This is a genomic window from Taibaiella chishuiensis, assembly GCF_003014535.1.
Taxonomy (GTDB): Bacteria; Bacteroidota; Bacteroidia; order Chitinophagales; family Chitinophagaceae; genus Taibaiella; species Taibaiella chishuiensis.
The window spans coordinates 1,356,706-1,372,213 of sequence record NZ_PYGD01000001.1 but is presented as its reverse complement, the minus strand read 5'-3'; the positions used below and the strand labels follow the sequence as shown (position 1 = coordinate 1,372,213).

General features: G+C 49.9%; 12 protein-coding genes, 1 pseudogene and 1 riboswitch. Of the genes and pseudogenes, 3 read left to right on the top strand and 10 right to left on the bottom strand.

Going from position 1 to position 15,508, the window contains the following annotated elements; all coding sequences use genetic code 11:
- Positions 1-36: 36 nt before the first annotated feature.
- Positions 37-624, bottom strand: coding sequence for a DUF6580 family putative transport protein (locus B0I18_RS05845; protein WP_106521695.1), 588 nt, complete (start codon positions 622-624; stop codon positions 37-39).
- A 236-nt stretch (positions 625-860) separates the two neighbouring features.
- Positions 861-1,006: riboswitch (cobalamin riboswitch) on the top strand.
- Positions 1,007-1,179: 173 nt separating this feature from the next.
- Between B0I18_RS05845 and metE the strand changes: the two genes are divergently transcribed.
- The 3 genes from metE (at position 1,180) to B0I18_RS05830 (ending at position 4,208) form a co-directional block, all read left to right on the top strand.
- Complete coding sequence (gene metE, locus B0I18_RS05840; protein ID WP_106521694.1) at positions 1,180-3,486, top strand: 5-methyltetrahydropteroyltriglutamate--homocysteine S-methyltransferase; 2,307 nt, start codon at positions 1,180-1,182, stop codon at positions 3,484-3,486.
- A gap of 96 nt (positions 3,487-3,582) precedes the next feature.
- Positions 3,583-3,822 (top strand): cysteine-rich CWC family protein, encoded by a 240-nt coding sequence (locus tag B0I18_RS05835; protein ID WP_106521693.1) that lies wholly within the window; start codon positions 3,583-3,585, stop codon positions 3,820-3,822.
- Complete coding sequence (locus B0I18_RS05830) at positions 3,819-4,208, top strand: acyl-CoA thioesterase (RefSeq protein ID WP_106521692.1); 390 nt, start codon at positions 3,819-3,821, stop codon at positions 4,206-4,208. Before B0I18_RS05835 ends, B0I18_RS05830 begins: the two co-directional genes overlap by 4 nt.
- A gap of 80 nt (positions 4,209-4,288) precedes the next feature.
- Here the strand turns inward: B0I18_RS05830 and B0I18_RS05825 are convergent, their stop codons facing one another.
- The 9 genes and pseudogenes from B0I18_RS05825 to typA all read right to left on the bottom strand — a co-directional run bounded on the left by B0I18_RS05825 (position 4,289) and on the right by typA (position 15,332).
- A complete protein-coding gene (locus B0I18_RS05825) occupies positions 4,289-6,832 on the bottom strand; it encodes a DUF5686 and carboxypeptidase-like regulatory domain-containing protein (protein WP_106521691.1) in 2,544 nt (847 codons plus the stop codon).
- Between the two features lie 10 nt (positions 6,833-6,842).
- Positions 6,843-7,217, bottom strand: coding sequence for a GtrA family protein (locus B0I18_RS05820; RefSeq protein WP_106521690.1), 375 nt, complete (start codon positions 7,215-7,217; stop codon positions 6,843-6,845).
- Positions 7,218-7,254: 37 nt separating this feature from the next.
- Positions 7,255-7,713: a phosphatidylglycerophosphatase A family protein gene (locus tag B0I18_RS05815; protein ID WP_106521689.1), complete on the bottom strand. Its 459-nt coding sequence runs from the start codon at positions 7,711-7,713 to the stop codon at positions 7,255-7,257.
- Positions 7,714-7,731: 18 nt separating this feature from the next.
- Positions 7,732-9,057 carry an inositol-3-phosphate synthase gene (locus B0I18_RS05810; RefSeq protein ID WP_106521688.1) on the bottom strand — a complete coding sequence of 442 codons (1,326 nt, stop codon included), beginning with the start codon at positions 9,055-9,057 and terminating at the stop codon, positions 7,732-7,734.
- Between the two features lie 167 nt (positions 9,058-9,224).
- On the bottom strand, positions 9,225-10,226 hold the full coding sequence (locus B0I18_RS05805; RefSeq protein WP_106521687.1) for an NAD-dependent epimerase/dehydratase family protein: 1,002 nt from the start codon (positions 10,224-10,226) through the stop codon (positions 9,225-9,227).
- Positions 10,227-10,277: 51 nt separating this feature from the next.
- A complete protein-coding gene (locus B0I18_RS05800) occupies positions 10,278-11,411 on the bottom strand; it encodes a hypothetical protein (RefSeq protein ID WP_106521686.1) in 1,134 nt (377 codons plus the stop codon).
- A gap of 131 nt (positions 11,412-11,542) precedes the next feature.
- Positions 11,543-12,748 carry a serine palmitoyltransferase gene (spt, locus tag B0I18_RS05795; protein ID WP_106521685.1) on the bottom strand — a complete coding sequence of 402 codons (1,206 nt, stop codon included), beginning with the start codon at positions 12,746-12,748 and terminating at the stop codon, positions 11,543-11,545.
- 254 nt (positions 12,749-13,002) lie between these two features.
- Positions 13,003-13,380: pseudogene (gene arfB, locus B0I18_RS05790) on the bottom strand (alternative ribosome rescue aminoacyl-tRNA hydrolase ArfB); the annotation flags it as partial.
- Positions 13,381-13,526: 146 nt separating this feature from the next.
- Positions 13,527-15,332 (bottom strand): translational GTPase TypA, encoded by a 1,806-nt coding sequence (typA, locus tag B0I18_RS05785; RefSeq protein WP_106521684.1) that lies wholly within the window; start codon positions 15,330-15,332, stop codon positions 13,527-13,529.
- Positions 15,333-15,508: the final 176 nt, after the last annotated feature.

Genomic DNA, 15,508 nt, shown 5'->3' with positions numbered 1-15,508 from the left:
GTTGATTGCTGTTATAAAAATTTAAGTTCCTGTTTTTTAACGTACACCCAGTACTTCTTCCCTTGCAGCATTGGTTTTGGGCTTCAGCAAAGCATAAGCGCCAAACAATACACCGCTGAAGATCAGATCGCCCAGCAGGGAGTTCATGAAGAAGGTAGTACCGTTTTTGGTATAAAAAGGCAGCGCCATCAGGTAGGTAGTGGTAAAGCCTTTAAGGCCTGTTCCCCAGTAACCGCCTACAAACACACCGAAGTTGGAAATGATCCAGAACAACAGGGAGCCTGCGATCGAAAAACCAAATACTTTCAGCGCTTTAGGCTGTCCCATGCGGGTACCGAGCAGAGCTACCAACGCCATACCGCCATATACGAAGAACTGGCTGATGCCGTAGAAACCGGTACCGGCCGTAACCTGGAAGTACAGGTCTGAAATAAAATAAGCCGCCAGTGGAATCAGGTAAGCATAAGATTTGTTCTTGAGCACCGCGCCGCTAAACAGGCTCAATGCCGCTACCGGCGCCAGGTTATACAGATGCGCTTCGGCATTGACGATACGGGCCGCTACCGCTGCCAGGATCAAGCCGGCGCAAAGAAGAATCTGCTTCAGGTCGTTATTTTGTTTCATTTTAAATATTTGTCTGATGTATTACCGGCAAAATTAAGTTTTTTGCAGCAATTAAGTACTCATTATTACCGGGCGGGCCTTCATTTTCTTTTATAGCCACCCGGTTGCCGCTTATAAACCGGGGGATTACGGCACTACAAGATTGCCAATTTTTGTTATGGTGACACTTTCGATCCGAATTGTCTCTATATTTGCCGCAGCAGCGCCGGTAATTCCCGGTTCTGAAGTTCTTATCATTCATTATCTCATAGCCTGGTATCCTGTGGCCTCCACCTCAGGAATTAAAAAGGAACCGTGTGCAAATCACGGACTGTCGCGCAACTGTGAGCAGGTACTACCCGTACCTGCGAAGTCAGATACTTGCCCTGCTATGTTGTTACATGCTTTCGCGATCTGAAGCCCCGGTAGCCCGATAATATTGCAGCACCCGCTACGCTGTTTACGCCATACCCATGGTATGCGGCTGCTGCATGTCCTTATCCTCCCCTCCAGTTTTTTCTTTTCGCCAAAGCATATCGCAACACCTGTTTATTCACTTTTAAAAGCGATATACGCATGTTATTAAACAACCTCGGCTACCCGCGCATTGGTGCCAGACGCGAATTGAAAAAAGCCTGTGAACTGTACTGGGCCGGCAAATCATCGAAAGACGACCTGTACAACACAGCCAAAACCCTGAGAGAAAATTACTGGAAGACCCAGGCCCAGGCCGGGATCGACCTCGTACCCTGTAATGATTTCAGCTTCTACGATCATGTACTCGACATGTCGCTGTTGCTGGGCGCTATACCCGCCCGATATATGCCCGTGGTAACCGACGTAAAAGGTAATACGGAACTGGACCTGTATTTTGCCATGGCCCGCGGCTACCAGAAAGATGGCCTGGACATTACCGCCATGGAAATGACCAAATGGTTCGATACCAATTACCACTACATCGTACCCGAATTTACCAAACAACAGCAATTCAAAATATGCTCCGATAAAGTATTCGAAGAGTTTAACGGCGCCCGCCAGGTAACCGGTAAAATACCTAAGCCCGTACTGCTCGGACCGGTATCTTACCTGCTGCTGGGCAAGGAGAAAGAGAGCGGCTTTAACCGCATCGACCTGTTGCCCCGCCTGCTGCCCGTATACATCGACATACTGAACCGCCTGGCCAGTTATGGCGCGGTATGGGTACAGCTCGACGAGCCTGTACTGGCGCTGGACCTGGATGATAAAGAGCGCGAAGCCATACGCCTGGCCTATAAAGAGATCAACAAACAATGCCCCGGCCTGAAAATCGTACTCACCACCTATTTCGGCGCCCTGAAGGAAAACACGGAACTGGCGGTAAAGCTACCGGTATGCGCCCTGCATATCGACCTGGTACGTGCACCGGAACAACTGGATGCCGTGCTGGCCGCTATCCCCGAAAAGCTAAGCCTGTCGCTGGGTGTAGTCGATGGCCGCAATATATGGAAGAACAACTATGCCTGGTCGCTGGAGCATATCCGGAAAGCGCAGGAAGCGATCGGCGCGGACCGCGTTATGATCGCCCCATCCTGTTCGCTGTTGCACAGCCCCTTCGACCTCGGGCTGGAAACCGCGCTGGACGCAGGTATCCGCAATTGGATGGCCTTTGCCCGGCAGAAGCTGGATGAGCTGCAGGAGCTGAAAGCCATACTGGACGGCAACGAGCAGTTGCTTGTTACCAACAGGGAAGCGATACAAAGCCGCAACCTGTCGTCGCTGATCCACAAGCAGGACGTAAAACAAAAGGTAGCCAATATTACCGATGCCGATGCCCGCCGCCACAGCGCCTTCACCACCCGGCAGCGGGTACAGCAGGAGCGTTTTCAGTTGCCCCTGTTCCCCACCACAACCATAGGCTCCTTTCCGCAAACGGCCGACGTACGCAGCTGGCGGGCACAACTGAAGAAAGGCGCTATTTCGAAACAGCATTACGATGAACTGATCAAAGCCGAAACCGAACGCACCATAAAGCTGCAGGAAGCCCTGGGCCTGGATGTGCTGGTACATGGCGAGTTTGAACGCAACGATATGGTGGAGTACTTTGGCGAGCAGCTCGACGGCTTCCTGTTTACGCAGAACGGTTGGGTGCAGAGTTACGGCAGCCGTTGCGTAAAGCCCCCGGTTATTTATGGCGATGTAAGCCGCCCGCATGATATGACGGTACGCTGGAGCCAGTATGCCCAGTCGGTAACCCAACACATTATGAAAGGTATGCTTACCGGCCCGGTAACGATACTGCAATGGTCGTTTGTACGGGACGATCAGCCCAGGAGCATTACCGCCAACCAGATCGCACTGGCGATACGCGAAGAGGTGGTGGCGCTCGAAGCTGCAGGCATCCGTATGATCCAGATCGACGAGCCGGCCATACGCGAAGGCTTACCCCTGCGCCGCGACGAGCGCGCGGCTTACCTGGACTGGGCCGTAAAAGCCTTCCGCATAGCGGCATCGGGCGTACAGGACCAGACCCAGATCCATACCCACATGTGTTACTCCGAGTTTAACGATATGATCGAACACATTGCGGCCATGGATGCCGATGTGATCACGATCGAAACTTCGCGCTCGCAAATGGAACTGCTGGAGGCCTTTGCCGGTTTTAAATACCCTAACGAGATAGGCCCCGGCGTATATGATATCCACTCGCCCCGCGTACCTACGGTAGCCGAGATGGTAGCCCTGCTGGAAAAAGCGGCCGCTCTGCTGCCCGCCCGCAACCTGTGGGTAAACCCCGACTGCGGCCTTAAAACCCGTGGCTGGAGCGAAACAGAAGCTGCATTAAAGAACATGGTACAGGCTGCCGAAACTGCAAGACAAAACGTACTGCAGCCGATTGCCTCCTGATACCCGGAGCCGGTATAGCGGGCCCCGCCCGTTATACCGGCTTTAGATACAAGGTTAGCTGGTATAGCTTGTAAATAGTATTTTTGCATTGTTATTATGCCGTGTCACGAAACCAAATCATGTCCCCGTTGTAGTGCCGCTTTCGAATGTAAAGTAGGCAATGTAACTGCCTGTCAATGCGACGGCATAACCTTTAACGATGCAGAGAAGGATTACATAGCCCGCAACTATGCCGACTGTCTCTGCCGCAAATGCCTGCTCGAGATCAGGCACGAGATACGGCTTAAATCTTTCAATGAAAAAGTAAATCAAATATTACCTCCTTTAAAAAAATGACTTTAGAACAACGCATCGACGCCTCCGAAACCCGCATCTTCAAAGCGGTATTCCCCAACACTACCAACCACTATGATACGCTCTTCGGAGGCTCTGCCATGCAAATGATGGATGAAGTGGCCTTTATTGCCGCTACGCGTTTTACCCGTAAAAAAGTAGTAACTGTTTCTTCCGATAAGATCGACTTTAAAAAACCAATCCCGGCAGGTACCATTATCGAACTGATCGGCCGCGTAACCTATATCGGCTCTACCAGCCTGAAGGTAAAGGTGGAGATCTTTATCGAGCAGATGTATACCAACGAAAGGGAAAAAGCCATTACCGGCACCTTTACCTTCGTGGCCATCGACGACCAGAAGCGCCCGGCCAAGATCAATTACGAATAAGTAAATAAGTATCGTTTCCATTCCAAACAACAAGGGCTGATCGCGAGATCAGCCCTTGTTGTTTATGCTTATGATGGCCGTTAAAAGTCGAAATTAAGCCTGGCCCTTATACCGTACTGCGATACATTCGGATGATCGATATAGGACAAGCGTTTGATCAGGTCGACACGGATCAGGTTCAATATATTTTCCACACCTACGCTCAGCTCCATATAAGGTTGTTTATCGAGCGAGAAGGTAGTCGTGGTGCCATATTCATTAACCGGGAACTTGAGTAGTTCCGGGTTATTCTCCGGCCGGTTGGATGGGCGCAGCCCGCCATACAACAGTTTAAACCCGGCCACCTCGCGCAGCTTCAGCTTCTTCAGCAGGGGCACCCGGTTAAAGATAAAGCCGTACATATGGTAGTCGGCATTAAAGCTCACATATTTATCCGTTACAAACTCCAGGAAGTTCATCAGGTTATAAGACTGCAACTGGTAGGCATAGGTCTGGTTGGCCCTGGCGATATTGAGCAGCGGGTAAGGTACCGACCCGAAGATATAACCGGCGCCGGCTGTAAGATCGGCAAAGCCCAGCTGCGACAGGTACAGGCGTTTATAGATATTACCACTGATGGACTGGTAGTTATATTGTCCGCCCATAAAGCCTTTGACACCCTGGTTATACCGGATGGTAATAATGGGGTAAGGGTTGGGAATAGGCGTACGGTACAACTTGCGCTGGAAGAACTGCTCGTGCGGCGCCCAACGCCATTCGAAGCCAAACTCGGATGTGGTCATATCCTTGATGGTATCAGCCAGTATCGCATCGGAATGCACGAAGGTAAGGCCGCCGGCCGCCTCCTGTTTCAGGTTTTTGAACTGCAGCCGCACCGACATATGATCGCCGAACTCGTATACATATTCCAGTTTCAGGATGTCGTTATAGAGATACTTATCGTTTACCCCGCGTTTAAAGGACAGGAGGAAGTTATCTTCCTGCATAAACTGCAGCTCCTGCCCCGGTATGTTGACCTCGCGCTGGAAGCTGGCCCTGAAGTAATTGAGCGGATAGGTATAGATACTTTTGTTGTTGATCGAATAGGTACCGCTCAGGAAGAATTTCCAGCGTTCATCCCTGAAGCCGTACGCGCCGTAAGCCTCGGTATAAAAACGTTTGCTGAGCGCTGTAGTGGTACGGCCGCCAAAACGCAGGCGGAAACCTTCTACCGGGTTAAAGCTGTAGAAGGTACTTACCGGGCCGATCTCCGCAGGACCTACATCTTTATAACCGGCCAGTACCAGCGTGGCCCAGCTCATGATCCGTTTAAAGGATTTCATGTTGTTCAGGCTGTCCATGTTCTTGTAGGCCTGCTCTTCCACACGGCTCAGCGAGTCGGGCCGGTTCTCGAGCCAGTAGCGGTCGGTCTTGCTCAGCGAGCTGTCGGTACGCACCAGTTCCGGTCCTTTGAATACGGTATCGGCGATCGGGGTTTGTATATCGAAATTACGGTTGGTTACCACGCGTTCGCCAAAGATGCCTTTCTTACCGCTGAATACGCCGAAGTTGACCAGCAAGGCTGTTTTGGAAGGATGGTAACGGCCATCGGTGCTGCGTTCGTAGTCGAGGGTAAGGTTGAGACTGGTTACCCAGTTCAGGTTAATGTCTTTGCTCACACCCAGGTCTGCCTTCTGCACGCCATAGTTACCATCGAGGGTAATATACATCTTACCGAGAAACAGGAAGTCGTTCTTGTTCCTGGGCCCAAAGGACAGCTCCACCAGTTTAATCCCGTCATTGGATACGGTATCGGTAATGTAAAACTTATAGAACGCCGGCGCCATGTCGGCGATCGGGCTCAGGAAGGAGTTGGTAATGATGTACACATTATTCTCATACAGGTCTACATCCTGGTACAGGTGCTTCATGTATTTGGTAATGCTCTCGTTGTTCACGAACTTATCATCGAAGTTGATCCGTTTGGTTGCGGTAATAACAGATTTCTTCTTTTCCGGGTCGCGCTGAAAATATTTTTCGGTAATGTTCTCCTCGAGGTACAAGGGCAGCAGCGCTTTGCCTTCAAAGCGCGTGGTGTCTACGTTATCGAGTACGAACTGGTATTTTTTGAACAGGATATTCTTTTTAAGCGACTCGGGGGTATTGCTGATCGCCAGCTGCATCTTTTCATACTCCTGGTAATGCACATAAGCATAACTTTCGATCCGGTTTTGTTTTTTATGGGCGATTACCTGGCGGATGAGTTCAACAGCGGGGTTATTTTTGTTGCGGTATTTTTCTTTTTTGGGTTTGATCACGACCTCTTCCAGGGTCTTGCTGTCATCCTGCATCACCACGTCGATCACCTGGCTCTGGCCGGTAACGAAAGTGCGGGTAACGGTCTGGAAACCCAGGAAGGTAAACTGAATCTTATTCACCTGCTCGGAAGTGGAGATCTCGTAGTTACCGTTTACATCGGTAGTGGTACCGCTGGTGGTACCTTTAATAGCCACGCTTACAAAAGGCATAGGCTCCTTGCTGCCCCCTTCGCGCACCGTACCTTTAATTATGGTTTGTGCAAAGGCGCTTACAGTGAACCAGGAAAGAACAAGTAATAAAGCAACAGACTTTTTAAAGCTGGCCATGCTATATAAATTACTTTTTAAAAACGAAGAATTTCTGAAGTACATAATTATATCCTATCCCTACAATTAAGGATACCGACACTTTCGATATCCAGTATTTAAAACCGAACGTATCGGTAAACAGGTACATACCGCCGGCATTGAGTAATAAATTGCCGGTCCATACCAGGCCGTATTTCAGCGCCTGCGGACCCGCCGCCTTTTGTTTGGAAGCAAAAACCCAGGTTCTGCCCAAAAGGAAATTGGTAATACCGCCGCAGATCGTGCCGGTAACGCTCGCCGCCAGGTACCATACGCCGAAGAGCTCCTTCAGGAGAATGGTGATCAAAAAATCGACCGCAGTGGATAACAGCGAGGATACCTGCGCCTTTAAAAATGTGAACATCTGATCTATACCTTATGTTCGGCAACTCACCGAAACTCTACCGAAGCTGAGTATACAATACGATAATGACCTGCAGGATAATATTGGCATATATCCCGGCCAGCACATCGTCCATCATTACGCCCCAGCCGCCTTTCCAGGCTTCCATTTTCCGTATGTATAAAGGCTTGGCAATATCAAAAAAACGAAAGAGTACGAAGCCCGTCAGCAACCATTTCCAGTCGAGCGGTACGAATAACACGCTGATAAACATACCGGCCACTTCGTCGATCACCACGCGGTAGCTGTCTTTGCCCCAGTCGCGCTCTACCTGGTTGCCTACCGCAACGCCAAGCGCGGTAACGGCAATAGTAAGCAGTACCGGCCAGGCCGCAGCTGTACCGTTACGGAACAAAAGCCACCAGACGAGTACAGCAAAGGCGGCAGCTACTGTACCACCGCCTTTGCGTATATATCCGATTCCAAAAATGGAAGCTATAGTTTTCGATAAATTCATTGCTGATTGTTGCGCTGCTTACATCGCTTCCACGAGATCCTGGTAGTAATCCAGGCCCAGGTGCGTGATCAGGTCTTCGCCCATAATGTGGCGCAGCGTGTTCTGCAGTTTGATCAGTTGTTTAAAGATGTCATGCTCCGGCTTCAGGCCCTCGGCAGTTTGCGGGGATTTGAAGTAGAACGACAGCCATTCCTGGATGCCTGACATTTTAGAACGCTGGGCCAGGTCCATAAACAGGGCCAGGTCGAGTACGATCGGCGCTGCCAGGATAGAGTCGCGGCACAGGAAATTGATCTTAATCTGCATCGGGTAACCCATCCATCCGAAGATGTCGATGTTATCCCAGCTTTCTTTATTATCGCCGTGTGGCGGGTAGTAGTTGATCCTTACTTTGTGGTACAGTTCGCCATACAACTCGGGGTTCTGCTCGGGCTGGAAGATCTCTTCCAATACGCTCAGTTTGGATACTTCTTTGGTTTTAAAGTTATCCGGATCGTCGAGTACCAGGCCATCGCGGTTACCCAGGATATTGCTGGAGAACCAACCGTTTACACCCAGGGCACGGGCTGCCAGGCCGGGCGCTACGATCGTCTTCATCAGGGTCTGACCGGTTTTGAAGTCTTTACCGGCAATGGCTACGTTCAGTTCTTTAGCCAGTTCTACCAGTGCAGGAATATCGCAGGAGAGGTTAGGTGCGCCGTTAGCAAAGGGTACGCCCATTTTGATCGCGGCATAAGCGTAGATCATGCTGGGAGCGATGTTCGGGTCGTCGTTCTTCATGGCTTCCTCGAACTGCTCGATGGTTTCATGAATGGCCGAAGTCTCGATGTATTTTTCGGTAGAGGCACACCATACGATCACCAGGCGGTCGCAATTGTTCTCTTCCTTAAACTTGCGCATATCTTCCATCAATGCCAGAGCCCAGTTGTACTTGGTGTCTTTGGCTTTGATATGCGTACCGTCGAGGTTCTTTACATACTCATGATCGAAAACGGCTTTCATCGGAACGATCTGCTCGAGCTGCGGCCTGATCGCATCCAGTTGCTGCTGGTGCAATACTTTGGCATTGGTTGCAGCCTCGTACACGTTGTCACTGTACACATCCCAGCCACCGAATACGATGTCTTCGAGCTGCGCCAGGGGCACAAAATCCTTGATCTTGGGATAACGGTTTTCCGTACGTTTACCCAGGCGGATATTGCCTAATTGCGTTAACGAACCGATCGGCTTTGCTATACCGACCTTCGTGGCTTCCACACCGGCAATAAACGTTGTGGCGACAGCGCCAAGACCCGGAATCAATACGCCCAATTTTCCTTTAGCGTCTTCAATTGTATAATCCATCTTTAAAAATTTAAGTACTAAAATGGTCCCCTACAGACCTTCAAATCTGTGTGCAAAGATAATGACAATTTAACTATTTAAACAAACGTTTAATTAATTTTATCAATAACCCTATTTATAATAGTTTCGCCAGTCAACGATCTCCGTCAAGGGGATGAAACCGGCAGCTACAGCCAGTTATGTTCTTTATACCATTTCAGACTCTCGGTTACGCCCTTTTCCAGGTCGTATTTGGGCATATAACCCAGGTATTGTTGCGCATTGGCAATACTGCAGTTCCAGTTGGGCGCCGTAAGCTCGCCTACCCTTTCGCGGTAAAGCAGGGGGCTCTTCTTACTGCGTGCATACAGCGTCTCCATCAGCGAAGCCAGCATGCGCACTACACCTACCGGTACGGTAAAGCGGAAGGTTTTTTTATTCAGTATCCTTTTGGTGATCAGGGCCAGCTCGTTGCGGTTATAGACCTGCCCGTCGCTGATATTGCAGACCAGGCCAGGCGGCGTGGGCTTTTCCAAGGCATCGAGGATTACATCGACCAGGTCGGCCACGTACACAAAACTTAACAGCTGGTTCTTACGGCCTATGGAGGGCTCCATACCCCTGGCCAGCGTTTTAAACATAACGTAGAGGTCCTTTTCCCGCGGACCGTATACCACCGTGGGCCGGAGGGTTACGAGTGGTAGGGTTGGGAACTCGCGCAGGTACTGCTCGGCCAGCAGCTTACTGCGGCCATAACCGGTAATGGGGTGTGGTTCGTTGTTCTCGGCAATAGGATCGGAACAATCATAGGGAATGGGCCCCAGTACAGCCAGGCTGCTTACGAACACAAATTTTTTGAGGGGTATACCCGACTGTAATATGGCCGTGGCCAGGTTGCGGGTTATGTCGGCATTGGCCGCATTAAATGCCTGCTGTGAAGGCGCGCGGGTGGCGGCAGCGGCATGAATGATATAGTCGTATTGCTGCGCCTGCAGTTCCTGCTGCAAGGCTGCCGCATTGGCAAAATCGGGATAAACGTATTGAACGGGAAATTCCTTGAGATGGTCTACCTGGCTGCTTTTGCGCACGGCGGCATATACTTCGTAACCGCGGGCCACGGCCGCTGCGATCAAGTGATACCCTACAAAACCGGAAGCCCCGGTGAGCAATATTTTACCTTTACGTTCCAAAATCCTTATTCTTTTTCTGGTTATGATTAAAACTTGGTGGGCTCCGGACGCTTATGCGTCCAGCTTTTTCTCGAACAGCCTGTAGGTCTTGTACCGCTTGCCATGCATATGTTCGATGGCCCGGTTCATCAGGTCGTTGGTCTCCAGCATCCAGGATGCCTCGGCCATCTTATACCCTTTCTTCCGGCCGTTTTTCATAATGGTGGCATAAAAACAGGCTTCGATACCCAATTTGCGGTATGGTTCCAGTACACCCAACGCCAGTATGCGCAGGGCATTTATTTTCTTACGGCCAAACAGCAGTTTAAAAACGCCGGTGGGGAACAGGCGTCCGCGTTTTACCGTTTTCAATACCTGGTTGATATCGGGCAGGCAAAGGGCTATGCCCACTACCTCGCCGTTGTGCTCGGCCGCAAGACAGAAGTCGGTATCGGCAATCATCTTCATGTCCTTACCCATAAAGTTGAACTCTTCGGGCGTCATCGGCACGAAACCCATATTCTTATCCCAGGCAGCATTGTATACTTTGCCAAATTGCTCCAGCTCGCGTTTAAAATTATGTTTCAGGTCGAAGGGTCTTATGGTAATGCCTTTGGCCTCCAGGCGGGCCGACAGCGCTTCCTGCAGCCGCACCGGTTTATCGCCCAGGTCGGTATCGTGCAGGGCATAAGCCACCAGGTCGATCTGTTTGGTAAGGCCATAGCCTTCCAGCAGGGTCTTGTAGTAAGGCTTGTTATACGGCATCATCAGCATGGGCGAACTGTCGTAGCCCTCTACCAGTAAGGCGCAGGGCTCATTGGTCGAAGGGTTTACCGGGCCGATGAACATAGCGGCGCCTTTGCCCCTTACCCAATCTTCGGCAGTTTTCAGCAGGGCATTGGCCACCTCCTGGTCGTCGATGCTGTCGAAAAAGCCGAAAAAGCCGTCGTTGGTCTGGTTAAAGCGGTTATGATTGCCGTTCATAATACCGGCTACCCGGCCTACGAGCTTATCGTTCTTATACGCCAGGAACAGCTGCGCTTCCCCGTGCTTGTAGAAAGGATGTTTATCGGGGCTCAGCAGGTCGCGTTGCGCCATAAACAGTTCCGGTACGTAATACGGATCATCCCGGTAAAGGTCATGCGGGAAGTCGATAAAGGTGCGTAGTGCTTTCCCTTTCGCGGCAATGGGTACAATTTTTATCATAACCTGGCGTCAGATTTTTTTAAGGGATGTAAAAAGCCGGGGGCTTTCAAAAAAAATAGAACGCCGATTTTTTTAAATGTCAGCGTTCTATTTGATATCGTCCTTCTAATCGTAAGATCTTTACTGAAGGTTTATACTCTTTCTTTTACGGTTGTGATGCCTAATTCTTTAGACAGTTTCGTCAGTTTTCCGATTGCTTCTTCGATCTGGGCAAAGGTATGTGTAGCCATCAGCGAGAAACGGATCAGGGTGCTGTCGGGCGGTACCGCAGGCGATACTACCGGATTTACGAATATGCCTTGCTCCTGTAAACCACAGGTCAGGTTAAAGGTTTTGATATTGTCGCGTACATAGATCGGGATGATCGGTGTTTCGGTAGGACCGAGATCAAAGCCTTCGTCCAGCAGCAGCTTGGTAGCGTAGCGGGTATTGGCCCAGAGCTGTTCGATACGTTCGGGTTCGGATTCGATAATATCCAGTGCCGCCAGTACGCTTGCAGCGGAGGCAGGTGTCATGCTGGCGCTGAAGATCAGCGAACGGGCATGGTGTTTCAGGAATTCGATCACCGATTTGTCGGCAGCGAGGAAACCACCCAGCGATGCCAGCGATTTGCTGAAGGTACCGGAAATGATATCTACGCGATCGGTAAGACCAAAGTGGGAAGCGGTACCGGCGCCTTTTTCGCCGATCACACCAATACTGTGTGCATCGTCGAGCATGATGCTTGCACCGAACTCGTCGGCGATCTGCACCATTTCGGGCAATTTAACGATATCGCCTTCCATACTGAAGATACCGTCTACCACGATCAGCTTAATGGCTTCAGCGGGCAGCTGGCTTAATTTTTTGCGCAGGTCGCCCATGTCGTTATGGGCATATTTAATCACCTTGGAGAAAGAGAGGCGGCTTCCGTCGATGATGGAAGCGTGGTCGTATTCGTCCAGGATCAGGTAGTCGTTGCGGCCGGTAAGGCAGGATAAAGCGCCCAGGTTAACCTGGAAACCGGTACTGAAAATAAGTGCTGCTTCTTTTCCCACATAAGCAGCCAGACGCGCCTCTAATTCTTCGTGGATATCTAATGTTCCGTTCAAAAACCTGGAACCTGCACAACCTGTACCATATTTTTCGGTAGCCTTGATCGCCGCTTCTGTAATCCTCGGGTGGTTGGTCAGGCCCAAATAAGAATTGGAACCGAACATTAATACCCTTTTACCGTTAATCATTACCTCGGTGTCCTGGCCAGAGGAGATGGGTCTGAAATAAGGATAAATACCTTGTTCACGGGCCTGCGCTGGAGCGGTATATGCTGCCGCTTTCTGTTGTAACCGTTTCTGCATGTAAGGGCATTTGAAAACGCTAAATTAATATAAAATTAATTTAGTGTTACTTTTTTTGTTTGTAGAAAAAAAACTGCGATCCATTCGCCAAATTCTTCATCTAATAATAATATCAGGATTCTTATTTCCCGCCTTTAATTTTTTACAGCGGCAAAATTAAATTAAACGACTGTTTAAGTACGCAATCGTCCATTAATAATTTGTAAACAGGAAGTTAATGAAGGCCCGGCACGGTTTGGATATGCCTGCCCGTTTTACCAGTCTTTCTTACGGCGCATCTTCTTCTCGGCCTGTACCTTTTTAGCATCCAACCGGCGCTCAATCACTGATTTGGAAGGTTTTGTAGCAATGCGCTTCCGCTTTTTCACGATACTCTGGTTCACCAACGTCAGCATTTTCTCCAGGGCTTTCTTCTTATTCGACAACTGGGTACGGGCTTCGCTGGCTTTAACCATTAAATAACCATCTCCATTGACCCGGTTTTTTAGTTTTTCCAGGATCATTTGTTTTTGCTCTTCCGAGAAAAAGGCCGTACCGGCTACTTTCCAATAGGCCTCCACCATGGTTTCGACCTTATTTACATTTTGCCCGCCTTTACCACCACTCCGTGCCGTCTGGAAAGATATTTCGGACGAAAAATCGATCATCATTCAAATATAGGCTTTTCTTTCCATACCGGGCAAATTCAAAAGCTACCCCTTGAGGTAGCTTTTGAGACAGATGGAGGAGCTTCCCGCTCCGTTTTTTTATTTTTTATAAAGCCATCAGGAGCAAATCCTTAGCTGGCTTTCATTGTTTTTGCATACTTGTTACGGTCATTCTCGTCCAGTAAGATCTTACGCAGACGGATGCTCTGTGGCGTACACTCGATGCACTCGTCCTGCTGGATGTACTCCATACATTCTTCGAGGGTCATCTGGATCTTAGGTGCGATATTGGTAGCCGCGTCCGATCCGCTGGCACGCATATTGGTCAGTTTTTTACCTTCCACTACGTTTACTACCAGGTCGCCTGGTTTAATATGCTCGGCAACAACCTGGCCTGCGTATACCTCTTCACCCGGATCGATAAAGAAGGAACCGCGGTCCTGCAGTTTATCGAGGGAGTAACCGGTAGAGCTACCGCCTTGTTTGGCGATCAGTACACCGTTGTTACGGCCGGGGATAGGTCCTTTCCAGGGTTTGTAAGCCGCAAAATTATGCGCCATTACCGCCTCACCGGCAGTTGCCGTCAGCATCTGCGAACGCAGACCGATCAGGCCACGGGAAGGCATATCGAACTCCAGGTGCTGCATTTCGCCTTTGGATTCCATAACCAGCATCTCTCCTTTACGGATCGTTACCAGGTTGATCACTTTACTGGCAAACTCTTCGGGTACATCGACCACCAGGGTTTCGTAAGGCTCGCATTTCTGACCGTCGATTTCTTTGGTGATTACCTGCGGCTGACCTACGGTAAGCTCATAGCCTTCGCGGCGCATGGTTTCTACCAGTACGGAAAGGTGCAGGATACCACGGCCGTAAACCAGGAATTTATCCGCATCATCGGTATCTTTTACCCTCAGGGCCAGGTTTTTCTCCAGCTCTTTCATCAGGCGGTCGCGCAGGTTACGGCTAGTTACGAATTTACCTTCGCGGCCGAAGAACGGCGAGTTATTGATGCTGAACTGCATGTTCATGGTCGGCTCGTCGATCGCGATAACCGGCAGTGCTTCCGGAGCATCGAAATCGGCAATGGTTTCACCGATCTGGAAATCTTCGATACCTACTACGGCGCAGATATCGCCGGCAGATACTTCGGCTACTTTCTTTTTGCCCATACCTTCGAAGGTATACAGCTCTTTTATTTTACCCCTTACCATGCTGCCGTCCAGCTTGCACAGCTGGATATTCTGACCTTCTTTCAGTACACCGCGGGCTACACGGCCTACGGCGATACGGCCCAGGAAGGAAGAGTAATCGAGCGAGGTGATCTGCATCTGCACAGGACCTTCAGAAACCGCAGGAGCCGGTACATATTGCAGTACAGCATCCAGCAGCGGGGTAATATCTTCAGTTTGGGTAAGCGAAGTGTTGTACCAGCCCTGTTTAGCCGAACCGTACAGGGTCGGGAAGTCGAGCTGCTCTTCGTTGGCATCGAGCTGGAAGAACAGGTCGAATACTTTATCGTGCACCTCGTCGGGGCGGCAGTTTGGCTTATCTACTTTATTAATAACCACGATAGGACGCAGGCCCAGACCCAGCGCTTTCTGTAATACGAAGCGGGTTTGCGGCATCGGTCCTTCAAATGCATCGACGAGCAAGAGTACGCCATCCGCCATTTTAAGTACGCGTTCTACCTCTCCACCGAAGTCGGCGTGGCCCGGAGTATCGATTACGTTGATTTTCACATCTTTGTAAGTAACTGAGATGTTCTTACTCAGGATAGTGATACCGCGCTCGCGCTCCAGGTCGTTGTTATCCATGATCAGTTCACCGGTTTCCTGGTTGTCCCGGAACACCTGCGTGGCGTGAATGATTTTGTCTACCAGTGATGTCTTACCATGGTCAACGTGGGCAATAATGGCAATGTTACGAATGTTCATAAATGCAAAATAAAACAGGGAAAAGGTATTCTTACTTTTTTGCGTGTTAAGATGTTTTTACCATTTGCCTGTTGAGTGTTTCAAAAAAGTGCGCAAAGTTAGTGAAAATATCTGAGCAGAAAAAATACGTGTAGAAAGGCGTTCCCAGGTACTTAAAACGCGGTAATGGCGTTTAT